The sequence below is a fragment of the Mesorhizobium sp. B2-8-9 genome, from assembly GCF_006439475.1.
Classification (GTDB): domain Bacteria; phylum Pseudomonadota; class Alphaproteobacteria; order Rhizobiales; family Rhizobiaceae; genus Mesorhizobium.
On sequence record NZ_VFTQ01000006.1, the window covers coordinates 40,036 to 64,636 of the forward strand.

Consider the following 24,601-nt stretch of genomic DNA (forward strand, 5'->3'; position numbering starts at 1 on the left):
CACTGAGGGAGCCGGGATGCCGTCCGAGATCGTCAGCAAGGAAGGGCGGGCCGGCTTCGGCGCCTATGAGACCTGGTACCGGATCAGCGGCGCGCTCGATGCCGGCAAGGCTCCGGTCGTGATCCTGCATGGAGGGCCGGGTGCTGCCCATAATTACGTCGATGCCTATAAGCTTCTTGCCCGGGGCGGCCGTGCCGTCATCCACTACGACCAGTTGGGCTGCGGCAATTCCACCTTGCTGCCGGAAAAAGGCGCCGATTTCTGGACGCCCCAACTCTTCATCGACGAACTGGAAAACCTCGTCGACCATCTCGGCATCCGCGGCGGCTTCCATGTGCTGGGTCAGAGTTGGGGCGGCATGCTGGGTGCCGAATATGGCGTGACCCGGCCGAAGGGCCTGAAGTCGCTGACCATCGCCAATTCGCCGGCGTCCATGAAGCTCTGGGTCGAGGAAGCCAACCGGCTGCGCGCCGATCTGCCCATCGACGTGCAGGAGACGCTGACGAAGCACGAACAGGCCGGCACGACGGACAATCCGGCCTACCAGGAAGCGACGATGCGGTTCTATGAACGGCATGTCTGCCGGGTCGTGCCTTTCCCGCCCGAGGTGACGGAGACTTTCGCCCAGATCGTGCGCAATCCGACCGTCTACAATGTGATGAACGGCCCGAACGAATTCCACGTCATCGGCACGCTGAAGAGCTGGAGCGTCATCAACCGCCTGCCGGCCATCGAGGTTCCGACACTCCTCATCTCCGGCCGGCACGACGAAGCCACACCCGCGACCGTGCAGCCCTTCAAAGACGGCATTAAGGGATCGCGCTGGCAGATATTCGAGCATTCCAGCCACATGCCGCATGTCGAGGAGCAGGAACTCTGCATGCGTGTGGTGGGAGACTTCCTGGACGACAACGACAACAGAAAAGGGGAATGACGACATGAAGAAACTGCTTTTGGCGGCATCGGCCGCGGCATTGCTGGCTGGCTCGTGGCTGGCTCCGGCACAGGCCGAATATCTCAAGGAGCACCGCGGCGGCACCATTCGCCTTCTCGCCCGATCGGCGGCCGGAACGCTCGATCCGCATATCAACTACACGGATCAGGGGTGGCAAATGTACCAGCCGATCTATGACGGCCTGGTCGCCTTCCGCAAAGCCGAGGGCGTCGACGGCTTTTCCATCGTTCCCGACCTGGCCGAGGCGTTGCCCGAGGTCAGCAATGGCGGCAAGACCTTCACCTTCAAGCTGCGCAAGGGCATCAAGTTCTCCAACGGCCAGGATCTTGGCGTGAAGGACGTCGTCGCCTCCTTCCAGCGCATCTTCAAGATTTCCGGGCCGACCTCGGGCACCTTCTATGCCGGCATCGTTGGCGCCGACAAATGCCTGGCAGACACCAAGAGCTGCACGCTGGAAGGCGGTGTCGTCGCCGACGAGACGGCCGGCACGATCACCCTCAATCTCACCAAGCCGGACGCCGAGATCCTCTACAAGCTTGCCTTGCCGCACGCCGTGATCATGCCGGCCGACACGCCGGCCGAGGATATGGGCTCCAAGCCGATCCCCAGCACCGGCCCGTACATGATCTCGGCCTTCGATCCGAACAAGGGCATGACGGTTTCCCGCAACCCCAATTTCAAGCAGTGGAGCGAGGAAGCCCAGCCGGACGGCTATCCGGATGTCGTGCAGTATGATTTCGGCCTGTCGGAAGAGGCGGCCGTGACGGCGATCCAGAACGGCGAAGCCGACTGGATGTTCGACGCGCTGCCCAGCGACCGCCTCGGCGAGCTCGGCAGCAAGTCCATGGACCAGCTGCACATCTCGCCGCTTTCGGCGTGGTGGTACGCGCCGCTGAACACCCGCATGGCCCCGTTCGACAATGAAAAGGCGCGCCAGGCCGTCGCCTATGCGGTCGACCGCAACACGCTGGTCAAGCTGTTCGGCGGCAAGGTGCTGGCTTCGCCGGTCTGCCAGGTCCTGCCGCCGGACTTCCCCGGACACGAGGACTATTGCCCCTTCACCAAGAACCCGGGCGCCAAATGGTCGGCTCCGGATGTCGACAAGGCCAAGCAGCTCGTCGAGCAATCGGGCACCAAGGGCCAGAAGGTGACCATCATTGTCGAGGACACCGCCATCTCGCGGTCGATCGGGGTCTATCTGCAGAGCGTGCTGACCAACATCGGCTACGTCGCCGACGTCAAGCCGATCTCGTCCAACCTGCAGTTCACCTATATCCAGAACACCAACAACAAAGTGCAGATGTCCGTCACCCAGTGGTACAAGGATTATCCGGCGGCGTCGGACTTCCTGAACATCCTGTTCAGCTGCGCCTCCTATCGCGAAGGCTCGGACGCCTCGATCAACATTTCCGGCTTCTGCGACAAGGGTATCGACGCGCAGATGCAGAAGGCGCTGGACCTCGGCGTGACCGACCAGAAGGCGGCCGATAAATTGTGGGCGGCAATCGACAAGCAGGTCACCGACAAGGCGCCGGCGGTCGGGCTGTTCACGCCGAAGCGGCTTGATTTCGTCAGCAAGCGCATCGGCAATTTCAAGTTCAACCCGCAGTTCAACTGGATTATCACCCAGTCCTGGGTGCAGTAAGGGGCCTGTGTCCAGTAACGAACCGCGGAATCACATATCGTGTCCAGCCAAGTCGCCGCCATGCCGCGCAAGACGCGAGGGCCTTGGGCCGTCGCGTTTGCGAAGCTGGCAACGGACAGGGCCGCCATGGCGTCCCTGGCTGTTTTCCTCATCATCGTTCTCGCCTGTTTCAGCGCGCCGCTTTATGCAAAATGGGCGGGCACGGATCCGTTCGCCTCGACGCTCGACGCCGTCATCCAGATCGACGGCGCCGACGTTCCGGTGATGGAACAGTCGACCGAGGGACTGGGGCTTGGCTACACGCCGATCGGTCCGACGTGGCGGCTCGGCAATTATTTTCTCGGCGCCGACAGCCAGGGGCGGGACGTCATGGCAAGGTTGCTCTATGGCGGCTTGAACTCGCTTTTGATTTCCGGCGCAGCCACCATCTTCACACTGATCGTCGGCACGATGGCAGGACTGATCGCGGGTTATTTCGGCGGCATCACCGACACGGTGCTGTCGCGCTTGCTCGACGTGCTCTGGGCGTTTCCGATCTATCTGCTGGCGATCTCGCTTTCCATCGTCACCATCGCGCAAGGCATCGCGATCGGCCCGATCGAGATCCAATCGGGCAGCCTATGGCTGCCGATCATCATCATAGGCATCGTCTATATACCCTATGTGGCGCGGCCGATCCGCGGGCAGGTCCTGGCGCTGCGCCATAGCGAGTTCGTGTTCGCCGCGATCAATCTCGGCGTGCCGGGCTGGCGCATCCTGTGGCGCGACATCCTGCCCAACATCACCACCACGCTGATCGTCTTCGTGCCGCTGATGATGGCGCTGAACATGCTGACCGAATCGGCGTTGTCGTTCCTGTCGATCGGCGTGCAGCCGCCGGCCGCGAGCTGGGGCACCATCATCCAGGACGGGCAGGCGCTGCTCTATACGCGACCGCTGGTGGCGTTGGTGCCTGGCCTGGCGATCGCCGTTTCCGTCATGGCGCTCAACGTCTTCGGCGACGGCCTGCGGGATGCGCTCGACCCGCGCTCCAAGGTCCGGCTGGGGCGCGACTGATGTTTTATGCCATCCTTCGCCGCTTCGGTCAGATGCTGTTCGTGATGTTCGGCATCTCGGTCATCGTCTTCCTGATCTTCTTCGCCACGCCCGGCGCCGATCCCGCCGCGCGCATCGCCGGCCGCAACGCGTCGCCTGAAGTGCTGGCGGCGGTGCGCCACAGCTTCGGCTTCGATCAGCCGCTCTACGTGCAATACACGCGCATGATGGAGAAGATCTTCGTCACCGGCGATCTGACCTCCTTCGTCAACCGCGGCTGGAAGGTTGTGCCGGCCGTTATGGATTCGATCCCGGTCACGCTCTCGCTGGTGTTCGGCGCCGCGGTCCTGTGGGTGGTCGTCTCCATCATCATCGGCATCGTCGCCGCGGCCACCCGCGACAGCTGGCTGGACAAGCTTTTGATGGCGCTGGGCCTGCTCGGCATTTCCATGCCGGTCTACTGGCTGGGCGAGGTGATGAACCTGATGACCCAGAGCCGCTATCACGACAGCTGGGCATTCTCCTGGGTGCCGCCGCTTGGCTATAAGAATTTTTCCGACGATCCCAAGGGCTGGTTCCTGACGCTGGTCATCCCATGGATCACGCTGGCCGTCCTCTATATCGGCATCTACGGACGCGTGCTGCGCGCGGCCATCATCGAATCCATGCAGGAGGATTATATCCGCACTGCCCGCGCCAAGGGCCTGTCGGAGACCCGTATCCTGTTTCGCCATGCGCTGCGCACGTCGCTCATCGCCTTCGTCACGCTGTTCGGTCTCGACTTCGGCGCGCTGGTGGGCGGCTCGGCCTTGCTGACCGAGGTCGTGTTCGGCCTGCACGGCATCGGCAAGCTCACCTATGACGCGCTGCAGAACCTCGATTTGCCGATGATCATGGCGACGGTCATGTATGCGTCCATGTTCGTGGTGATCGCCAATGCGGTTGTCGATTTCGTCTACATCCTTCTCGATCCGCGCCTGAGGGCATCATGATACTGTCGGTGCGCGATCTCAAAGTCTCCTTCCGCACGCATGACGGGCCGGTGCGGGCCATCGACGGCGTTTCCTTCGACCTGGAGGAAAGCGAGATCCTCGGCGTCGTCGGCGAATCCGGCTCCGGCAAGACGGTGTCGCTGCTCGCCGTGATGGGGCTCATTACCGACCCGAACGCCACCATCGAAGGTTCGATCCGCTACAAGGGCCGCGAGCTGGTGGGACTGCCGCCGCGCGAGCTGCGACGCCTGCGCGGCAACGAGATCGCGATGATCTTCCAGGATCCGATGACGGGGCTGACGCCGGTCTACACGATCGGCTGGCAGATCGCCGAACAGATCCGCGCGCATCGCGGCGTCAGCAAGGCCAAGGCGATGGAGCGCGTCGAGCAGCTGTTGGCTGAGGTGAATATCCCCAACCCGCACGAGGCGATGTCGCGCTATCCGCACCAGCTTTCCGGCGGCATGCGGCAGCGGGCGGTGATCGCGATGGCCTTGTCCTGCGATCCGGCGCTGCTGGTGGCCGACGAGCCGACCACCGCGCTCGACGTCACCGTGCAGGCCGGCATTCTCGACCTCGTGCGCAAATTGCGGGCGAAGCACAAGTCGGCGGTTGTCTTCATAACGCACGACATGGGCGTGGTCTCCGAGCTCGCCGACCGGGTGATGGTCATGTATGCCGGCCGCGTTGTCGAGCGCGGCACCCGCACTGAGCTGTTTTCCGATCCGCGACACCCTTATACGCGCGCGCTGCTCGGCTCGATCCCGCCGCTGACCGGCGAGAAACCGCGCCGCCTGCCGGCCATCCCCGGCTCGCCGCCTTCCTTGCTGCGGCTGCCGGAAGGCTGCGCCTTCGGCCCGCGCTGTCCGGTCCGCTACGAGCCTTGCGAGGCTGGCAAGCCAGGTCTCGGCGCGAGCGCGCACGCCGCCGCGTGCTTTCGGGTGGCACAGGCATGAGCGAGTTGATGACAGATACAGATCGGCCGATCCTCGAGACGCGTTCGCTGGCAAAACGCTTTTCGATCGGCAGCCGCTTTTCCGCCGAGGGCAGGCGGACGGTCCATGCGGTGGACAACGTCTCGCTGAGCGTGCGGCGCGGCGAGACTGTCGGCCTTGTCGGCGAATCCGGATGCGGCAAGTCCACGCTGGCGCGCTGCCTGGTTCGGCTCTACGACATCACCGACGGCAAACTTCTGTTCGAAGGCGACGACATCACCTCGAAATCGCTATCCGAGCTCAGGCCGCTGCGGCGGCGTTTGCAAATGGTCTTCCAGGATCCCTCGGCCTCGCTCAATCCGCGCCGGCGCGTCGGCGATCTCGTCGCCGAGCCGCTGCGCATCCACGGCAAGGTTTCGGCACGTGAGATCACCGCGCGGGTGGCGGAGCTGTTTGAGCTGGTCGGGCTGTTGCCGGACCATATGATGCGCTATCCGCACGAATTCTCCGGCGGGCAGCGCCAGCGAGTCGGCATCGCGCGGGCGATCGCGCTGAACCCCGACCTTGTCGTGCTGGACGAGCCGGTCTCCGCGCTCGACGTGTCGGTGCAGGCCCAGATCGTCAACCTGCTCGCCGATCTGCAGGAGAAGCTGAAGCTCACCTATATCTTCATCGCCCACGATCTCTCCGTAGTGCGCCAGGTCTCGACGCGCATCGCGGTCATGTATCTCGGCTCGATCGTCGAGGAAGGACTGGCGGAAGAGATCTTTGCGACACCCGCCCATCCCTACAGCCAGGCACTGATCTCGGCGGTTCCCATCGTCGAGACGACGCGTGCGGGCGCGCGCAAGCGCATCATCCTCACCGGCGACGTGCCGAGTCCGCTGAAGCCTCCGTCCGGATGCCGCTTCCATCCGCGATGCCCGATCGCGGCGGACCGGTGCCGTTCTGAGCGGCCGGAACTGAAGGAATATCGTCCGGGCCGCAAAGTGGCCTGCCACTTCCCGACTTTGACCTGAACCGTCTTGTAACGGATGGCGGACGCGGACTGCGGGAACCGCGCCGGATCAGTTCTTGGCGATGGCGCCGACTTCGACCGAATCGACCCGCTTCAGGCTCATGCCGATCACCGGCACCAGCTGATTGTCGACGCGCACGGCCACCGTCACGGTCATCGAATTGCCGTCGGGGACACGCGCCTGCATGACGCCGTTCAACTGCTTGCGGTTGATGGTGAAAACGACCTTCTGAGCGTCGACGACATTGCCGCCGACAATGTCCATGCCGCTTTCGGTCGAGCCGCCCATGAAGGTGCCCCGATAGCCATCGCGGCCCTTGCGCTCGACGCTGGCCGACATCTTTTGCGTGAACACGCCGACCCTGCAGCCGCCGTCAAGCGTCATGCCGAGCTTGCTGGCGGGCGTCGAGCCATTGAAATCGCAAGTGAATTTGGTGCCTTTGTACTTGCCGGCGATGATCTCGCCGGGGCCGACCCATCTGCCTTCGACGGAGCGGAAAAACTGCTTGTCCGGCTCTGCGCCAAGGGCCTTTTCGACGAGGCCGAGCGGCGCGACGATCGCAATGGCGGCAGGCAGGACGCAGGACAGGATCACGCTTCTCATCGACGACACCCGGCACGAAAGAGTCTATTCTTGGGACCGGACCGACCATGCAGAAGATTGGTTAATGCTTCGTCACCCGCGATGGGTCGCGCATTTACCTTATCGGTCGTCCTGGCCGTTCTTTCGTGCCGCGAACGACGTCAGCGCCGAGAGGAAATCGCCGAGGCCCGGGCGCTTCACGGCGATGAACGGCAAGGGGCGTGCCGTTTCCATCGCCGCGATGCCGATGCGCGCCGTCATCATGCCGTTGACGACGCCTTCGCCGAGTTTTGCCGAGAGTTTTGCGGCAAGCCCATGGCCGACGATCTGCTGCACGAAACTGTCGCCAACCGCGATCGAGCCGGTCACCGCCAGATGCGCGAGCACGCCGCGCGCCAGCCGGAAGAAGCCGAGCGTGCCTGGGCGGCCGCCATAGAGCTCGGACAGGCGCCGGATCAGCCGCCCGGCCTCGAACACGACATAGGCAATGTCGACCAGCGCGCGCGGGCTGACCGCCGTTATAAGGGACACGCGTTTCGCCGCCTCCAGAATCATGACTTTGGCGCGGGCATCGAGAGGCGACAGGATCTCGGTCTCGGCCAGCCGCACCAGATTGGCGCCATCGATGATCTCGCCCCGCAATTCGGCCAGCGAACGGCGGCCGGCGGCGGTCTCGGGTTTTGCGGCGACGAAAGCCGAGAGCTCGTCGACCAAGGCGCGCGCCGCCTTGGGGTCGTCGCGCGCCACGGCATCCAGAGCCTGTTTCTGCATTTTTTCGACTTCGGCAAGGCGGGCGATGGCGAGGAATTCGCGGATCAGGATGACGAGCAGCGAGAGCAGCGCGATCGCCGCCATGCCGGCCGCCAGCCAGCCGAGCCATTCGGCGCGTGCGAACAGGTCGCGAATCAGCTGGTCGGCCCAAAGGCCGACCGCCAGCGAGACGAGCACGCCGAGAGCGCCGAAGAACAGCCGGGACAATAGCGAGCGCTTTCTCGGCGCTGTCGCCGGCGGCGGGACCGCGGCCTCGATATCCGGCTCGTCGAAGACGTCGACTTCCGAGGGGATCACGACCGCTACATCAGCCCTCGCGGCACGTGGTCGGCGCGCCGGCGGCTCCTCGGCGGCGCTGTTTCGCTGTGGTTGCGGCGGCGCCTCGGTCTCAGGCTCGATGCGGAAGGCCGCCGGTTTGCGGGGCGCGGTCATGCCAGATGATCTCCGATCAGGAACTGCAGCGCGCGGTCGAGCCGGATATGCGGCAAGGACAGCGTGACGCCTTCGGCGGTGCGTTCAAGCTTCGGCGGGCGGAAACGCACGAAGCGGATCGCCGGTTCGGCGCTGTCCACCTGCGATCCGGAAACGTCGAAGACGGCATCCACCTTTTCCGGCAAATCGCCCGGGAAAATGGCGGTTTCGGCCTTTCCGTCGAATGTCTCGCCGTTGATCGTCTCGCTTTTCAGCGGCGTGCCGATGATGACGGGGAGTGTCTCTCGCCCCCGCTTCACCGTGCCTTCGCGGGTCGAGCGAACCGCCGCCATGGCGACGACATCGACGGCGGCACCGCTGAAATTCGCCCGCGCGGCGGCCCGGTCGGTCAGCCGGCGCACGATCGCCTGCAGCCGGTCATGGCTCTCGTGGTGCAAATGGTCCGCCTTGGTCGCGGCCACCAGGATGCGGTCGATGCGGCGCGAGAAGAAGTCGGTCAGGAAATTGCCCCGTCCGGGCCGGAAGCAGGACAGGATCTCAGTCACCGCGCGCTCCAGATCGGCCATCGCGGCCGGGCCGGCATTGAGCGCCTGCATGGCGTCGATCAGCACGATCTGCCGGTCGAGGCGGGCGATGTGCTCGCGAAAGAACGGTTTGACGACATGCGTCTTATAGGCCTCGTAGCGGCGCTCCATCATCGCCCGTAGCGATCCGGAGCGCGGCCGGCCTTGCGACAGCGTCATCAGCGGCGCGAAGGTGAGCGCCGGCGAGCCTTCGAGATCGCCCGGCATCAGGAAGCGGCCTGGCGGCAGCGTCGACAGCGCGCGGTCGTCGAGCTTGCACGCCTTGAGATAGGCGGCAAAGCTTTCGGCCAATCGCCGGGCGGTCATCTCGTCGGCTTCGGCATCTGGATCGATGGTGGAGGCCAACTCACGCCAGGCCTGCGACAGGTCGCAGCGGACGGGCAGGGCGGCCAACTCGACCGCCTCGCGCGAAAAATCGGCGAAAGATTTGCCGAGCAGCGGCAGGTCGAGCAGCCATTCGCCGGGATAATCGACGATGTCGACCGACAGTTTTCCGGCGGAAAACAGACGATTCCAGCCGGAAGCCGACTCATATTCGATGGTGAGCCGGAGCTCGGAGATAGCGCGGGTCGAGTCCGGCCAGACGCGCTCGTTCACCAAAGCCGCGACATGATCTTCATATTGGAACCGCGGAACGGCATCGTCCGGCTGCTCCTCGAGGAAGGCGCGGGCGATGCGGCCGGATTTCTGCGCCTCGAACAGCGGCAGGCGACCGCCATGGATGAGATTGTGGACGAGGGCGGAGATGAACACCGTCTTGCCGGCGCGCGACAGGCCGGTGACGCCAAGGCGCATTGACGGAGAGAAGAGCCCGGCGGCGCGGCCCGACAACGTGTCGAGCGCAATCCTCGCCTCGTCGGTAAAACTGGTCAGCGATGATGCCAAATCAGGCCTCTGGTTGCGCGTCAGCGCCCGATATAGGCCCTGGACCGCGCGTTTGAAATGGCTTTAGAGATCGGCCGGCGTGAGAAAAGCTTCGAGATAGCCATTGCCCTGGGCCGCTTCGGCAAGGTTGCCGGGAAAGCGCACCACGGCAAGGCCGGAGGTCGGAAAACCGTGATTCATCATGCCGCGCGCCGCCTGGTCGCCATTTCCGGACACCGCCATGGCCAGATCTTCGGTCATGGGGTTGTGGCCGATCACCAGAAGCTGGCCAGCGTCCCGATTTTTGCGGATGATCTCCAGATAGCCGGCCGCATCCTCGCTGTAGAGCGTGTCGAAGAACAGCACCCGGCCGGTGTCGGTGCGCCCCGCCAGGCCTTCCAGCGTCTGCCTGGCCCGCTTGGCGCTGGAGCAAAGGGTGACGTCCGGCACATAGTTGCGGGCCCGCATGGCCTCTCCGATCGCTTCGGCATCGGCCATGCCCGATTCGTCGAGCGGGCGGTCGAAATCGCGCATGCCGGGCAGCGCCCAGCCGGCTTTGGCATGCCGCAACAGATAAAGTCTGCTCAACCGGACCCCCATGGCGCTGTGTTCGTGACAAAGCGCGATTAGTCACCAGAACGATGTCATGCACAATGGTCGGCCGGCAACTGCAACGAATCATGTGCGAATTCGTTTTCTGCCGTTGAACAACGTTGTCGCCGGAGTTGCCGATGCAAGACTAACAATTGCGTGAAACTGTCGCCGATAGCGCTTGTGCAGGCTCTTTTCCCCGAATATATAGGCGCCAAATTTTGGGGTTGTTGGGTGAGTCGAATGAACGATATCGTTACCGCCAATTACGTACCCTCCGAAGACGAGCCGTTCATGAACGAACGGCAAAAATCGTACTTCCGTCAAAAGCTTATCACCTGGAAGAACGACATTCTGCGCGAAGCGCGCGAAACCCTAGAAATCCTGCAGCAGGAAAACGCCAATCATCCCGACCTAGCCGATCGCGCCTCCTCCGAAACAGACCGTGCCATCGAATTGCGCGCCCGCGATCGCCAACGCAAGCTCATCTCGAAAATCGACTCCGCGCTCCAGCGCATCGACGAAGGCACCTACGGCTATTGCGAGGAGACCGGGGAGCCGATCGCGCTGAAGCGGCTTGATGCGCGTCCGATCGCGACGTTGTCGATCGAGGCGCAGGAGCGTCATGAACGCCGCGAGAAGGTCTATCGCGACGACTGACGCGATCCAACAGGCAGGAAGATCAAAAATGGCCGGAATTCCGGCCATTTTTGTTTTCAGCGCTCCCATTGTCTTTGCCGACAAAGGCGCGAAAGGCTCGCTTGCGCCGGTGGCCGGTCAGCGCTTGTGGCTGCCCAACTCGCCAAGCAGCTTGGTCATCTCGTCATCGAGCGAAGGCTTGGCCGCGGGCTTGCTGGGTGCCGGCTGGGAATGCGTCTCGTCGAGAGAGGTCTCGAGCTCGTGCATCAGCGTGTCGTCGATGGAATCGTTCGGGGGCGGCGGCGCATATCGGGTGCTGCCGTTCGTCGTTCCGTAGCCCGGCAGCGGCATAACCTTCGCCGTCGGCTGGCTTGGCGCCGCCGGCTTGGGCGCGGGTGCGGGCGCCGGCGCGCGCGGACGTGCGACGGCAGCCGGCTGGGCGGCAGGCGGCGGCGCCGGCCTGGCGGGGGCGGGTGCGGGCGCCGGTTGCGGCGCGCGCGGGCGTTGCGCAGCTCCTGTCTGCTGCTGACCGGCGTCGCCCGTCAATGCCGGGCGGCGCAGCGCCGCCAGCCTGATGTCGCGCTCGACCACGACATCGGTCGGCCCGCCGATCAGGATCAGATGCTCGATGTCGTCGCGGCGCACCAGGACAAGCCGGCGATGGCTGTCGACAGCGGTGGCATCCATCACGGCAAGCCGCGTCTTGCGGTTCCTGCCGCCGGCGACGAAGGTGCCGAACGTCAGGTTGCGGACCACCTTGATGGCGAGCAGGACGACAACCAGCATGATGAGAGCCGCTACCGTCCACAAGATTGCAGCGACATAACCCGGGCCCGCTACATTATCCAGCCACTGCATCGGTGCACCCCAATCGCCATCTTTGAAGTCAGGGAACACTAGACCGTTGGGACCAGCGACCGCAAGTTCACATCATCCATCGTGAACAGTTTGAAACATGAATCGTTGATTTTATCGGACATTTGCCGCCGAGGCCTTTTCCGCTACAGGAGAATATGATTCAACCGGCCGTCCGTGCCCGTCGGACACCGGAATCACGAGCAGGGGGAACATGGCCAAGGAAGCGCGCGGCGATTTCTATCCGGTACCGATCGTCGACCAGAACACGCGTCCGGGCGCCGTCACCAGGCTCATCGTCTTCATCGTCGTCTTGACCGGCGCCGCGATCGTCTTCGGACTTTTCCGCGAGCGTCTCGGCGATCCATTCCTGCTCGGCATGCTCGGTGTGCTCGCCATGATCGGCGTCGGCTTCCTGTTCGCGACCGCGATCGGCTTTGTGCAGATCGCACCGCGGTCGACCGGCGACGAATTGTCAAAAGCCTTCGTCGACTCCATGTCGCAGGGCCTGCTGGTCACCGACACAAAGGGGCGCGTCGTCTACGCCAACCGCGCCTATGCAGACATGACGGGTGCTGCCTCGGCCGCCGATCTCAAGACCGTCGAAGGGCTGTTGTCGGATGTTCCCGAGGCCTCGATGACGATCTACCGGCTGGCGTCGGGCCTGCGCGACGGCCAGGCTGGCGACGGCGAGTTCCGGCTGGCGCAGTCGATCAAACCAGGCGCTGAGCCGGGCGCGCGCTGGTACCGCGCTCGCGCCCGCGCCTTCAGCATGCCCGGGCAAAGGCTGCCGATGCTGGCCTGGCAGCTGGCCGACATCTCGCAGGAACGGGCGGAGCAGGAACGTTTCTTCCTCGACCTGCAGAAAGCCATAGACCATCTGGACCATGCCCCGGCCGGATTCTTCTCGGCCGACCAGGAAGGCCGCGTCACCTATATCAACGCCACGCTCGCCGAGTGGCTGGGCATCGACCTTGCCTCCTTCACGCCGGGCGCCATCACGCTGCCGGAAATCATCGCCGGCGACGGCATGGCGCTGGTCCGCTCGGTCAAGGCCGACCCCGGTACCACCCGCAACGCGGTCATCGACCTCGACCTCACCACGATGAGCGGCCAGGCGCTGCCGGTGCGCTTCATGCACCGGGTTTCGGCGAGCCGCGAAGGCGTGAACGGCCCGACCCGCACGATCGTGCTCAACCGCACCCAGGGCGAGGACGCTTCCGCGGAGCTGCGGGCCTCCGAGGTTCGCTTCACCCGCTTCTTCAACTCGACGCCGATGGCCATTGCCGGCGTCGATGCGAACGGGCGCATCCTGCGCACCAATGCGCCGTTCCTGCAGCTGTTTTCGTCCGTGGTCGACCGCGACGCCGTCGACCGGCGGGTGCGGTTCGAGACCATCGTCCACGAGCGCGACCGGCCGGCATTCGCCGCCGCCTTCGAGAAGGCGCGGCAGCGGCAGGCCAATATCGAGCCGATCGATTCCGTCCTGCCCGGCAATGAGGAGCGCCACATCCGCTTCTACGTCAATGCCGTCGCCGACAGCGCGGGCAGCGAAGGCGCCGAGGAGGCGGCGATCGTCTACGCGGTCGAGACCACCGAGCAGAAGGCGCTCGAGGGCCAGATGGCGCAGAGCCAGAAGATGCAGGCAGTCGGCCAGCTCGCCGGCGGTATCGCGCACGACTTCAACAACGTGCTGACCGCCATCATCATGGCGTCCGACCTTCTCTTGACCAACCACCGGCCGTCGGACCCGTCCTTCCCCGACATCATGAACATCAAGCAGAACGCCAACCGGGCGGCCTCGCTCGTGCGGCAATTGCTCGCCTTCTCGCGCAAGCAGACGCTGCGGCCGGAAGTGCTCAACCTGACCGATGTTCTGGCCGATCTCAGGATGCTGCTCGCGCGCCTCGTCGGCAACGACATTAAGCTGAAGATCGACCACGGCCGTGACCTGTGGCCGGTCAAGGTCGATATCGGCCAGTTCGAGCAGGTGGTGGTCAATCTCGCCGTCAATGCGCGCGATGCCATGCCGAGCGGCGGCGATCTCACCGTGCGCACCCGCAACGTCACCGCCGACGAGTGCAAATCCTTCGCCTACCGCGAATTGACGCCGGCCGACTATGTGCTCGTCGACGTCGAGGACACCGGCAGCGGCATTGAGCCAGAGGTGCTGAAAAAGATCTTCGAGCCCTTCTTCACAACCAAAGAAGTGGGCAAGGGCACCGGCCTCGGCCTGTCCATGGTCTACGGCATCATCAAGCAGACCGGCGGCTTCATCTTCTGCGATTCCGAAGTCGGCAAGGGCACGGTGTTCCGTATCTTCCTGCCGCGCCACATCGCCGAGGTGAAGAAGCAGGCCGAGCCTGGCGAGGCGCCGTCGACAGCGGCGACTGCTCCGGCCAAGACCGCCGATACCGCAAAAGATCTTTCCGGCTCCGCCACGGTGCTTCTGGTCGAGGACGAAGATGCCGTGCGCATGGGCGGCGTCAGGGCGCTGACCTCGCGCGGCTATACCGTGCACGAGGCGTCGTCCGGCGTCGAGGCGCTTGAAGTGTTCGAGGCGCTCGGCGGCAAGGTCGATATCGTCGTGTCCGACGTGGTGATGCCGGAGATGGACGGGCCGACATTGCTCGGCGAGCTGCGCAAACGCCAGCCGGACATCAAGTTCGTGTTCGTTTCGGGCTATGCCGAGGACGCGTTTGCGAAGAACCTGCCGGCCGAGGCGCATTTCGGTTTCCTGCCGAAACCGTTTTCGCTCAAGCAACTGGCGACGATCGTCAAGGACGTGCTGGAATCCTAGGGCGTTCAGCGCTTCCTTGGATTGCTCTAAATAAGCCAGAGCTTGCGCATTGCGGCAGTCCTGCCATGATGGTCGCCGGATGGGTCTATCAGGGGTGGTAGCGCGTGACGCCGCATATCGAGGCGGGCCGGGGGGACTATGCCGAAACGGTGCTGTTGCCGGGCGATCCCGAGCGCGCGCAATGGATGGCGGAGATGTTTCTCGAGGCGCCGCGCTGCGTGAACCGCCGAAGGGGCGCGCTGGGCTTCACCGGCCGGTTCCGCGGCAAGCCGGTCAGCATCCAGGCGACCGGGATAGGGGCGCCGTCTTTCCTGATTTATGCCTTTGAGCTGATGGAGTATTACGGTGTCAAAACGCTGATCCGCACCGGCACATGCGGCGGCTTGTCGGAAAACGTGCCTTCGCGCGGCGTCGTCATCTCCAGCGAGGTGCGGGCCGAGAGTGCAATCAGCGGGCAAGTGTTCGGGCTTTACCAGCCGGCGGGGCCGGACCCGGCGCTGCATGCGCGGGTGCTGCAATGCGCCGCCGATCTCGGTATCGCCTGCAGCGCCGGACTGACGATCTGCAGCGACGTCTTCCACCATCCCGATGGCCGCGCTCGGTTTGACGAGCCGATGGCGCTGGGGGCGTTGGCCGTCGATATGGAAACCAGCGCCCTCTATCGGATTGCGGCACAGTTCGGCGCTCGAGCGCTGTCGCTGCTGACCGTCGTCGACCATGTCGCCACCGGCGAGCTGATCGACGATTCGGAGCGCCAGGCGCTTTTCACCGACATGACCCGGCTGGCGCTCGAAGTCGCAGTCGAGAGCAGTTAGGCGGCTTCCTGCTTCAATGCGGCCTGGTCTTCGGCGCTGGGACGATGGCCGCGCAAATAGAGCGCGCAGGTCGTGCGCAGCATGGAAGCGAAGTTCGGGATCTGGCCGTTGATCTCGATCGCCTCGTCATAGAGCTTCGAGATGAATTTCGGGGTCGTCAGTCCCTGGCTGTCGGCGATCTCGTCAAGAAGACCCCAGAATGTCGCTTCGAGCTGGATGCTGGTCGAATGGCCGTCGATGCGGATCGACCTGTTGATCTGCCGGTAGCCTTCCGGGTCCTGCCCGGCGAAGACTCTGCACATCGGTACCTCCCGTTGTTGTTTGTCTTGGGCGCCGATTGGGTTGGCTGGCGCCTTTTTGAACACTGCCTGCGTTGGTCATTTTCGATCCGATAGCCGCCGACGGCAATCGGACTTTCGTCCTTAGAATTGGAGCGACACTAGCCGTTTTCCTGCTCCACGCGTGGTAATCGGCTGCCACCACCATTTTTCGCCGGCGCGCATAATCGGCTTCGAAAGCATGAGAGCTCACGGAGTCCGATTTGGCGAAGACGATCCATTCCATGATCAGGGTTCTCGACGAAGCGCGCTCCGTCGACTTCTACAACAAGGCCTTCGGCCTCGACGTCGCCCAGCGGCTCGATTTCGAGACCTTCACGCTGATCTATCTCAGCAATGAGAGTTCGCCTTTCGAGGTGGAGCTGACCGTGAACAAGGGACGCACCGAGCCCTACGCGCTTGGCGACGGCTACGGCCATCTCGCCGTCTCGGTCGCCGATCTCGACAGCGAACACGATCGGATCGGCGCGCTCGGTCTCAACCCGAAGAAGATTGTCGAGTTCAATCACGACGGGGCGCTGATCGCCCGCTTCTTCTTCATCGAGGATCCCGACGGCTACAAGATCGAGGTCCTGCAGCGGGGAGGGCGCTTCCAGTAGGGATAGGCCGCGGAGAGGCGCGGCGCCAGCAACGGCACTCTCAGGGGTGCGAACAGCAAGCAGGGAGGAAAATCATGGTTACAGTCTACGAGAAGAAACCGGGTTATGAGAGAAAGGCCGGACTATCTAGGCGCGAGCTTCTGAAACGTGGCGGCGCGGGCGCGCTGCTCATCATCTCCGGCAGCGCCGTCATCAGCCCCGAACACGCCTGGGGTCTCGAAACCTCGGCGCTGAAGCCCGAAACGATGGCGACGCTGATCCAGGTGGCGCGCGACATCTACCCGCACGACCAGGTGCCGGACAAATATTACGCCATTGCCGTCAAGGGCCATGACGAGACGGCCGCCAAGCACCCTGCCCACAAGGAGCTGATCGAGAAAGGCATCGCCGAGCTCGACAAGAAGGCTGGCAAGGGCGGCTATCGCGGGCTTGGCTGGGAAGAGCAGCGGGTGGCGCTCCTCACCGGTATCGAGAAGACGCCGTTCTTCCAGGCGGTGCGCGGCGGTCTTGTCGTCAGCCTCTACAACCAGAAGGAGGTGTGGCCGATCTTCGGCTATGAAGGCGAGTCCTACTCCAAGGGCGGCTATATCGCGCGCGGCTTCAACGACATCGAGTGGCTGTAGGCCGCTCTGTCACGAACCGCTTTTCGACAGATTTCATGGGAGGAAACCATGGCAGCACAATTTGATCTCAACAATGACGGCGTGGTCGTCATCATCGGCTCGGGCGCGGGCGGCGGCACGCTCGGCAACGAGCTCGCCCAGAAAGGCATCGACGTCATCATCCTCGAGGCGGGCGCACGCCACGAATATGAGGACTTCACCAACGACGAGTGGGAGTCGTTCGCCCAGTTCGCCTGGAAGGACAAGCGCACCACTTCGGGCGACTGGCGCGTGGCCAAGGATTTTCCGAACCTGCCGGCCTGGATCGTCAAGTCGGTCGGCGGCTCGACCACGCACTGGGCCGGCGCCTCGCTGCGCTTCCAGGAGCACGAGTTCAAGGCGGCCACGACCTACGGCAAGGTCAAGGGCGCCAACCTCCTCGATTGGCCGGTGACGCTGGCCGAGATGGAGCCGTATTACGCCAAGGCCGAAGCCAAGATGGGTGTCACCGGCACCAACAATTGGCCGCGGCTGCCGGGCAACAACAATTTCAAGGTGCTCAAGGCCGGCGCCGACAAGCTCGGCTACAAGGAATGCCATACCGGCAACATGGCCATCAATTCGGTGGAGCGCGACGACCGCAATTCCTGCCAGCAGACCGGCTTCTGCTTCCAGGGCTGCAAATGGGGCGCCAAATGGTCGACGCTCTACACCGAGATCCCGAAGGGCGAGGCGACCGGGCATCTGGAGGTGCGGCCGAACTCGATGGCAATCAAGATCAATCATGACGCCTCCGGCAAGGTGACCGGCGTCGTCTATGCCGACAAGGACGGCAAGCTGCAGGAGCAGAAAGCCCGCATCGTCGCCGTCGCCGGCAATTCGATCGAGAGCCCGCGCCTGTTGCTCAATTCGGAATCATCGAAATTCCCGCACGGGCTCGCCAACTCGTCGGGACAGGTAGGCAAGAACTACATGCGCCACACCACCGGCTCGGTCTATGCCATTTTCGACAAGCCGGTGCATATGTATCGCGGCACCACCATGGCCGGCATCATCCGCGACGAGGCGCGCCACGATCCGTCGCGTGGCTTCGTCGGCGGCTATGAGATGGAGACGCTGTCGCTCGGCCTGCCATTCATGGCGGCCTTTCTCAACCCCGGCGGCTGGGGCCGCTCCTTCACCACGGCGCTCGACCATTACGACCATATGGCGGGCCTGTGGATCGTCGGCGAGGATATGCCGCGCGAAGAGAACCGCATCACGCTGCACAAGGACGAGAAGGACGAGCACGGCATGCCGATCGCCGACGTCCATTTCGATGACCATCCGAACGACGAGGCCATGCGCAACCATGCCTACAGCCAAGGCCAGGCGCTCTACGCCGCGGTCGGCGCGACGCGGACCTTCCCGACGCCGCCTTATCCTTCGACCCACAATCTCGGCACCAACCGGATGAGCGAAAAGCCGGAGGACGGCGTCGTCAACAAGCACGGCCAGTCGCACGATATCAAGAACCTGTTCATCTCAGACGGCAGCCAGTTCACCACGGGTGCGGCGGAGAACCCGACGCTGACCATCGTGACGCTGGCGATCCGCCAGGCTGACTACATCGCCGCCCAGATGTCGGCGAAAACGATCTGACCTCCCGACTGCCTGCTGGCGCGGGACCCAAACGGGTTCCGCGCCTTTTTTATGCGGGCTATCTTTTGGTGCAGGTCGAGGCTGTGAAGGCGCCGTCCTGCTGTTTCATGATGATGTCGAACGAAGGACCGCTCGGGTCATCCAAGGTCGCCTGGGTCATCGAGACCGAATTGCCGCCGCTGGTGTAGCCGCCGAGCGGACCGAGCCAGGTGATCTCGCCATTGGGATTCATCTGGTAATTGTAAGGCGGCGGCGCGGCGCCGAAGGTCACCGGGCCGCTATAGAGGCTGCCCTTGATGGTGATGTCGCCCAGGTTGAGGAACAGGCCGAGCAGGTAGACCTCGCAGTGATAGACGCCGTCCGGTAGCTTGCCGTCGGCAAAATCGGCGCGGGCGCCGCCGACGGCGGACACAAGAAGCAGGAAAGCCAGGATTGTTCGCAGGGCCATGACGTCGCTCGTTTGCACGGCGACCTTGCCCCATTTCGCCATGAGCCCGCAACAGGGCCGACAAAGCTATCCTTGCCTGTGTGGTGAAACCATAGGCATTTTTACAATTTGGGCAAAATCTAGGCAGAGGTGCGTAAACTTTTCTCAATCCTGCCGCGTTGCAGTAGAGGCGACAGTTGCACGCTATCAGATAACCGACTGTAATCACTGCATTATCCCGAAAAGCAGTTCAGCGCATTCCTATCTGGCACGTCGCTTGCACCGCTAATATTGCGATGCAAAACAACCAGCTTGGGAGTGTGTCATATGAGGGGTAACTTCGCGAAAATAACAAAAATCCTGTCCGCCGGCGTCGTCGCGGCTGGTCTGCTGGCTTCAGCTTCCGCCAAGGCGGCTGAGGACACGATCAAGGTCGGTATCCTCCATTCGCTGTCGGGGACCATGGCGATTTCGGAGACGACGCTGAAAGACGTCATGCTGATGCTGATCGACGAGCAAAACGCCAAGGGCGGCCTGCTCGGCAAGAAACTGGAAGCCGTGGTGGTCGATCCGGCGTCCAACTGGCCGCTCTTCGCCGAAAAGGCGCGCGAGCTGATCTCGAAGGACAAGGTCGCGGCTGTGTTCGGCTGCTGGACTTCGGTGTCGCGCAAATCGGTTCTGCCGGTGTTCTCGGAACTCGACAATATCCTGTTCTATCCCGTCCAGTATGAGGGCGAGGAGAGCGAGCGCAACGTCTTCTACACCGGTGCGGCGCCGAACCAGCAGGCCATTCCGGCCGTCGATTACCTGATGAGCGCCGATGGCGGCTCGGTGAAGCGCTGGGTGCTTGAAGGCACCGACTATGTCTATCCGCGCACCACCAACAAGATCCTCGAAGCCTATCTCAAGTCGAAGGGCGTGCCGGCCGAGGACATCATGGTCAACTACACGCCGTTCGGCTTCTCCGACTGGCAGACCGAGGTCTCGGCGATCAAGAAATTCGGCTCGGCCGGCAAGAAGACGGCCGTGGTGTCGACCGTCAACGGCGACGCCAACGTGCCGTTCTATAAGGAGCTCGGCAACCAGGGCGTCAAGGCCGAGGACATTCCGGTCATGGCCTTCTCGGTCGGCGAGGAAGAGCTGGCCGGCCTCGACACCGGCCCTCTGGTCGGCCATCTCGCCGCCTGGAACTACTTTGAAAGCATCGACACGCCGGCGAACAAGAAGTTCATCGACAACTGGCACAAGTTCATCAAGAACGACAAGCGCACCACCAACGACCCGATGGAAGCCCACTATATCGGCTTCAACATGTGGGTGAAGGCGGTCGAGAAGGCCGGCACCACCGATCCCGACAAGGTCATCGACGCCATGGTCGGCGTTTCGGTGCCGAACCTGACCGGCGGCTATTCGACGATGATGCCCAACCACCACATCACCAAGCCGGTGCTGATCGGCGAGATCCAGGCCGACGGCCAGTTCGAGACCGTCTCGCAAACGCCCGGCCTCGTCATGGGCGACGAATGGTCCGACTACCTGCCGGATTCCAAGGACCTGATCTCCGATTGGCGCGCGCCTCTGTCCTGCGGCAACTTCAACGTCGCTACCGGAAAGTGCGGCGGCAAGGGCACCAACTGATCCCGGTCCGTGATCCCAGGTCTCGGATCGCGGAGTGGCCCCGCGATCAGAGACCACGGCCCGGGCAGGTTCCTGACCCGCCCGGGCAAGACCCCTGAAACCTAGTTTTGCGCAATTCCGGACGGAAAACCGCTTCACACTTTTCCTGGAATTGCTTGAGAAAGCTGCTTGAAAACGACGATGCTGCTGCTGCGCGCAATCGGTCTGATGTTGCTGCTGACGATGGCTGGACTGACGCCGTCGAAGGCGGCTGAGGCCGACCTTCGCGCATCGATCGGCAAATTCGCAGCTGCAACCGGCTTCTCGGCTACCGAGGCCGTCGTGCGCGAGCTTGCCGCGAGCGGCGATCCCGCCGTCGAGCGGCCGCTTTCGGCGCTGGCCGACGGCAATCTCTACATCCGCAAGGCCGATTCCCAGGTTTTTGTCGGCAAGGAGAGCGGCGACAGCATCGAGCTGCTCGATCCGCTGAGCGGCGAGAACGCCGCCGAAGCGGCCAAGGCCGATCTCACCAAGATCAAGGTCAACAACAGCCTGCGCCGCACGATCCGCGATGCCCTAGGTACGCTGACCTTGCGCGCCAAGGACGCAAGCGTGCGTCTTGCCGCGGCAATGACGATGTTCAAGACGCCCGATGCGGCGAACATCGGGCCGCTGGATGCCGCAATCGCCGCCGAAATCGATCCCGGCGTCAAGGCCCTGTTCGAGCAGGCGCGCGCGGCATCGGTTCTGGTTTCCGACAAGCCCGAAGCCGATAAGCTCGCGGCGATCTCGGTCGTCGCCGCGCGTGGTGATCGCGACGCGCTCTCGCTGCTCACCTCAGTTGAGGCGAACGCCCAGGGCGCGGTCAAGGAGGCGGCAGCCGCCGCGATCGGCAAGATCAACTCCAAGCTGGCTTTGTGGGATGCGGGCCAGAACATCTGGTACGGCATTTCGCTGGGATCGGTGCTGCTGCTTGCGGCGATCGGGCTTGCCATCACCTTCGGCGTCATGGGCGTCATCAACATGGCGCATGGCGAGATGGTGATGCTCGGCGCCTACACCACCTTCGTCGTCCAGCAAGTTATCCGCACCTCGTTTCCGGGCCTGTTCGACTGGTCGCTGGTGATCGCGCTGCCGCTCGCCTTCCTTGTCGCGGGGCTGGTCGGCCTTGCAATCGAACGCGGCATCATCCGCCTCCTCTATGGCCGCCCGCTGGAAACGCTTCTGGCCACCTGGGGCGTCTCGCTGGTCCTGCAGCAGGCGGTGCGCACCATCTTCGGGCCGACCAACCAGGAGGTCGGCAATCCGTCCTGGATGTCGGGTTCGTTCGATGTCGGCCAGCTGGCCATCACCTGGAACCGGCTGTGGATCTTGGTGTTCGCGTTCGCCGTGTTCGGTGTGCTGCTCTACGTCATGAAGCGCACGCCCTGGGGGCTGCAGATGCGCGCCGTCACCGCCAACCGCCGCATGGCCGCCTCGATGGGCATCAGGACGCCTTGGGTCGACGCGCTGACCTTTGCGTTGGGCTCGGGCATCGCCGGGATCGCGGGCGTGGCGCTCAGCCAGATCGACAATGTCTCGCCCAATCTCGGCCGCGGCTACATCATCGACAGTTTCATGGTCGTGGTCTTCGGCGGCGTCGGCAATCTGTGGGGGACGCTGGTCGGCGCCTTCTCGCTCGGCATCATCAACAAGTTCCTCGAGCCCTATGCCGGCGCGGTGCTCGGCAAGATCGTCGTTCTGGTGCTGATCATCCTGTTCATCCAGAAGCGTCCGCGCGGCCTGTTCGCGCTGAAGGGCAGGGCGGTGGAAGCATGATCGCGCAGCGCTTCCTTTCCGCCGATCGCCGCATCGGCATTGCCATCTTCGTCCTGCTGGCCGCCGCCATCATCGTGCCCCTGCTCGACCTGGCGGTCTCGCCGCAAAGCGCCTTCTACATCCCGCCTTACATCGTGGCGCTGATTGGCAAATATCTCTGCTACGCGCTGCTGGCGCTGGCGCTCGACCTGGTCTGGGGCTATTGCGGCATCCTTTCGCTCGGCCACGGCGCCTTCTTCGCGCTTGGCGGCTATGCGATGGGCATGTATCTGATGCGCCAGATCGGCTCGCGCGGCGTCTACGGCAATCCCATCCTGCCGGACTTCATGGTGTTCCTGAACTACAAGCAGCTGCCCTGGTTCTGGTACGGCTTCGATCATTTCTGGTTCGCGGCGCTCATGGTGCTGGCCGTGCCCGGCCTGCTCGCCTTCGTCTTCGGCTGGTTCGCCTTCCGCAGCCGCGTCACCGGCGTCTATCTTTCGATCATCACCCAGGCGATGACCTATGCGCTGCTGCTCGCCTTCTTCCGCAACGACATGGGTTTTGGCGGCAACAACGGCCTGACCGATTTCAAGGATATACTCGGCTTCAGCGTCCAGGCCGACGCTACGCGCTCGGCGCTGTTTGCGGCCAGCGCCGTTACGCTGGCGCTCGCCGTCTTCGTCACCGCTGCGATCGTGCGCTCAAAATACGGCAAGCTCCTGATGGCGGTGCGCGACGCCGAAAGCCGCACCCGTTTCCTCGGCTGGCGGGCGGAGAACGTCAAGCTGTTCGCCTTCACGGTCTCGGCTATCATGGCCGGCATCGCCGGCGCGCTTTACGTGCCGCAGGTCGGCATCATCAATCCCGGCGAATTCGAGCCGTCCAACTCGATCGAGGTGGTGATCTGGACCGCTGTCGGCGGGCGCGGCACCATTGTCGGCCCGATCCTCGGCGCGCTGCTGGTCAACGCCGGCAAATCCTGGTTTACCGGCGTGCTGCCGGAATTCTGGCTGTTCGCCCTGGGTGGCCTGTTCGTCGCCGTCACGCTGCTTTTGCCCAAAGGCATCGTCGGCATGTGGGATGCCTGGCGCAGCCAGGCCAAGGCGCGGCGCTCAGCTTCGCTTGCGGCGGAAGCCGGCGCCGATCCCGAGGAGCCGCCGCAGCCGAAGATCATGCGCTCGGCGGCGACGACGCCCGGCGCCTGGTCTGCCACCGGCGCCGAGCCGCAGCCGGCGGAGTGAACGATCATGAGCAAGTCGAACACCATCCTTTATCTCGACGGCGTCTCGGTTTCCTTCGATGGCTTTCGCGCTATCAACAACCTGTCGCTGGTGCTCGACAAGGGCGAAATGCGCGCGATCATCGGGCCCAACGGCGCCGGCAAGACAACGATGATGGACATCGTCACCGGCAAGACGCGGCCGGACGAGGGCGAGGTGTTCTTCGACGGCGAGGTGGATCTCACGCGGCATGACGAGGCCGAGATCGCCATGATGGGCATTGGCCGCAAGTTCCAAAAGCCGACCGTCTTCGAGAGCCACAGCGTCGAGGACAATCTCATGCTGGCGCTAAAAGGGCCGCGCTCGATCTTTCCCGCGCTGTTCCATCGCCGTTCGGCGGCCGAGACGCGGCGCATCGACGATATCCTCGGTATCATCCGTCTCGGCGACAAGCGCGGTGAGCTCGCCGCCAATCTCAGCCATGGCCAGAAGCAGTGGCTGGAGATCGGCATGCTCCTGGCGCAGGACCCAAAGCTTTTGCTCGTCGACGAGCCTGTCGCCGGCATGACCGATGCGGAAACCGAGGAGACCGCGCGTCTGCTCAAGGACATCGCCCGCGACCATTCGGTGATCGTCGTCGAGCACGACATGCATTTCGTGCGCGAGCTCGGCGTCAAGGTCACCTGCCTGCACGAGGGCTCTGTGCTGTCGGAAGGCACGCTCGATTTCGTTTCGGCCGACGAGCGCGTCGTCGAAGTCTATCTGGGGCGGTGAGCATGGTCTGGCGGGTTCCCTTCCACCGTTTCGATTTCGCTTTCCTGAAGCGCTGGAGAAGGGGCTGAC

23 protein-coding genes are annotated in these 24,601 nt (G+C 63.7%); 16 read left to right on the forward strand and 7 right to left on the reverse strand.

Annotated elements, in window-relative coordinates; translation table 11 throughout:
• Positions 1-16: 16 nt before the first annotated feature.
• The 6 genes from FJ423_RS09525 to FJ423_RS09550 are packed head-to-tail and all read left to right on the forward strand — an operon-like array spanning position 17 to position 6,581.
• Positions 17-934, forward strand: a complete 918-nt coding sequence (locus FJ423_RS09525) for a proline iminopeptidase-family hydrolase (protein WP_140841137.1) — start codon at positions 17-19, stop codon at positions 932-934.
• A gap of 4 nt (positions 935-938) precedes the next feature.
• Positions 939-2,600, forward strand: a complete 1,662-nt coding sequence (locus tag FJ423_RS09530) for an ABC transporter substrate-binding protein (protein ID WP_140841139.1) — start codon at positions 939-941, stop codon at positions 2,598-2,600.
• Between the two features lie 39 nt (positions 2,601-2,639).
• Complete coding sequence (locus FJ423_RS09535; RefSeq protein ID WP_095765265.1) at positions 2,640-3,656, forward strand: ABC transporter permease; 1,017 nt, start codon at positions 2,640-2,642, stop codon at positions 3,654-3,656.
• Complete coding sequence (locus FJ423_RS09540; protein ID WP_140841141.1) at positions 3,656-4,627, forward strand: ABC transporter permease; 972 nt, start codon at positions 3,656-3,658, stop codon at positions 4,625-4,627. Before FJ423_RS09535 ends, FJ423_RS09540 begins: the two co-directional genes overlap by 1 nt.
• Complete coding sequence (locus FJ423_RS09545) at positions 4,624-5,583, forward strand: ABC transporter ATP-binding protein (protein WP_140841143.1); 960 nt, start codon at positions 4,624-4,626, stop codon at positions 5,581-5,583. The genes FJ423_RS09540 and FJ423_RS09545 overlap by 4 nt, the downstream gene beginning before the upstream one ends.
• Positions 5,584-5,591: 8 nt before the next feature.
• Positions 5,592-6,581, forward strand: coding sequence for a dipeptide ABC transporter ATP-binding protein (locus FJ423_RS09550; protein ID WP_140841145.1), 990 nt, complete (start codon positions 5,592-5,594; stop codon positions 6,579-6,581).
• A gap of 48 nt (positions 6,582-6,629) precedes the next feature.
• On the opposite strand, the gene FJ423_RS09555 is transcribed toward FJ423_RS09550, so the two are convergent.
• The 4 genes from FJ423_RS09555 to FJ423_RS09570 all read right to left on the reverse strand — a co-directional run bounded on the left by FJ423_RS09555 (position 6,630) and on the right by FJ423_RS09570 (position 10,402).
• Positions 6,630-7,184 carry a hypothetical protein gene (locus tag FJ423_RS09555; RefSeq protein ID WP_176476910.1) on the reverse strand — a complete coding sequence of 185 codons (555 nt, stop codon included), beginning with the start codon at positions 7,182-7,184 and terminating at the stop codon, positions 6,630-6,632.
• A 99-nt stretch (positions 7,185-7,283) separates the two neighbouring features.
• Positions 7,284-8,366, reverse strand: coding sequence for a TIGR01620 family protein (locus FJ423_RS09560; RefSeq protein ID WP_140841147.1), 1,083 nt, complete (start codon positions 8,364-8,366; stop codon positions 7,284-7,286).
• Positions 8,363-9,835, reverse strand: coding sequence for a YcjX family protein (locus FJ423_RS09565; RefSeq protein ID WP_140841149.1), 1,473 nt, complete (start codon positions 9,833-9,835; stop codon positions 8,363-8,365). The genes FJ423_RS09560 and FJ423_RS09565 overlap by 4 nt, the downstream gene beginning before the upstream one ends.
• 63 nt (positions 9,836-9,898) lie before the next feature.
• Entirely contained in the window at positions 9,899-10,402 is a 504-nt protein-coding gene (locus tag FJ423_RS09570) for a histidine phosphatase family protein (RefSeq protein ID WP_140841151.1), read from the reverse strand.
• A gap of 246 nt (positions 10,403-10,648) precedes the next feature.
• Here FJ423_RS09570 and dksA point away from each other — a divergent pair, with 246 nt between their 5' ends.
• Entirely contained in the window at positions 10,649-11,065 is a 417-nt protein-coding gene (gene dksA / locus FJ423_RS09575; RefSeq protein ID WP_095765270.1) for an RNA polymerase-binding protein DksA, read from the forward strand.
• 117 nt (positions 11,066-11,182) lie between these two features.
• On the opposite strand, the gene FJ423_RS09580 is transcribed toward dksA, so the two are convergent.
• On the reverse strand, positions 11,183-11,902 hold the full coding sequence (locus tag FJ423_RS09580) for a flagellar biosynthetic protein FliO (RefSeq protein ID WP_140841153.1): 720 nt from the start codon (positions 11,900-11,902) through the stop codon (positions 11,183-11,185).
• A 211-nt stretch (positions 11,903-12,113) separates the two neighbouring features.
• On the opposite strand from FJ423_RS09580, the gene FJ423_RS09585 reads away from it, so the two are divergent.
• Entirely contained in the window at positions 12,114-14,699 is a 2,586-nt protein-coding gene (locus tag FJ423_RS09585; protein WP_140841155.1) for an ATP-binding protein, read from the forward strand.
• A gap of 104 nt (positions 14,700-14,803) precedes the next feature.
• Positions 14,804-15,514, forward strand: a complete 711-nt coding sequence (locus FJ423_RS09590) for a DeoD-type purine-nucleoside phosphorylase (RefSeq protein ID WP_140841157.1) — start codon at positions 14,804-14,806, stop codon at positions 15,512-15,514.
• On the opposite strand, the gene FJ423_RS09595 is transcribed toward FJ423_RS09590, so the two are convergent.
• Positions 15,511-15,816: a ribbon-helix-helix domain-containing protein gene (locus FJ423_RS09595; protein WP_095765274.1), complete on the reverse strand. Its 306-nt coding sequence runs from the start codon at positions 15,814-15,816 to the stop codon at positions 15,511-15,513. The two genes, FJ423_RS09590 and FJ423_RS09595, sit on opposite strands and share 4 nt — an antisense overlap.
• 239 nt (positions 15,817-16,055) lie before the next feature.
• Here FJ423_RS09595 and FJ423_RS09600 point away from each other — a divergent pair, with 239 nt between their 5' ends.
• The 3 genes from FJ423_RS09600 (at position 16,056) to FJ423_RS09610 (ending at position 18,694) form a co-directional block, all read left to right on the forward strand.
• On the forward strand, positions 16,056-16,451 hold the full coding sequence (locus FJ423_RS09600; protein WP_140841159.1) for a VOC family protein: 396 nt from the start codon (positions 16,056-16,058) through the stop codon (positions 16,449-16,451).
• Between the two features lie 74 nt (positions 16,452-16,525).
• Positions 16,526-17,074, forward strand: coding sequence for a gluconate 2-dehydrogenase subunit 3 family protein (locus FJ423_RS09605; protein WP_140841161.1), 549 nt, complete (start codon positions 16,526-16,528; stop codon positions 17,072-17,074).
• Between the two features lie 48 nt (positions 17,075-17,122).
• Positions 17,123-18,694 (forward strand): GMC family oxidoreductase, encoded by a 1,572-nt coding sequence (locus tag FJ423_RS09610; RefSeq protein WP_140841163.1) that lies wholly within the window; start codon positions 17,123-17,125, stop codon positions 18,692-18,694.
• A 58-nt stretch (positions 18,695-18,752) separates the two neighbouring features.
• On the opposite strand, the gene FJ423_RS09615 is transcribed toward FJ423_RS09610, so the two are convergent.
• On the reverse strand, positions 18,753-19,142 hold the full coding sequence (locus FJ423_RS09615) for a hypothetical protein (protein ID WP_140841165.1): 390 nt from the start codon (positions 19,140-19,142) through the stop codon (positions 18,753-18,755).
• A gap of 306 nt (positions 19,143-19,448) precedes the next feature.
• Here FJ423_RS09615 and urtA point away from each other — a divergent pair, with 306 nt between their 5' ends.
• From urtA to urtD, 4 genes are all read left to right on the forward strand, one after another.
• Positions 19,449-20,759 carry an urea ABC transporter substrate-binding protein gene (gene urtA / locus FJ423_RS09620; RefSeq protein ID WP_140841167.1) on the forward strand — a complete coding sequence of 437 codons (1,311 nt, stop codon included), beginning with the start codon at positions 19,449-19,451 and terminating at the stop codon, positions 20,757-20,759.
• 180 nt (positions 20,760-20,939) lie between these two features.
• Positions 20,940-22,556 carry an urea ABC transporter permease subunit UrtB gene (gene urtB, locus FJ423_RS09625; RefSeq protein ID WP_140841169.1) on the forward strand — a complete coding sequence of 539 codons (1,617 nt, stop codon included), beginning with the start codon at positions 20,940-20,942 and terminating at the stop codon, positions 22,554-22,556.
• A complete protein-coding gene (gene urtC / locus FJ423_RS09630) occupies positions 22,553-23,779 on the forward strand; it encodes an urea ABC transporter permease subunit UrtC (RefSeq protein ID WP_140841171.1) in 1,227 nt (408 codons plus the stop codon). Before urtB ends, urtC begins: the two co-directional genes overlap by 4 nt.
• 6 nt (positions 23,780-23,785) lie before the next feature.
• The gene (gene urtD, locus FJ423_RS09635; RefSeq protein WP_140841173.1) at positions 23,786-24,532 is read left to right on the forward strand and encodes an urea ABC transporter ATP-binding protein UrtD; all 747 of its coding nucleotides are present in this window, start codon (positions 23,786-23,788) and stop codon (positions 24,530-24,532) included.
• The last annotated feature ends 69 nt before the right edge of the window (positions 24,533-24,601 follow it).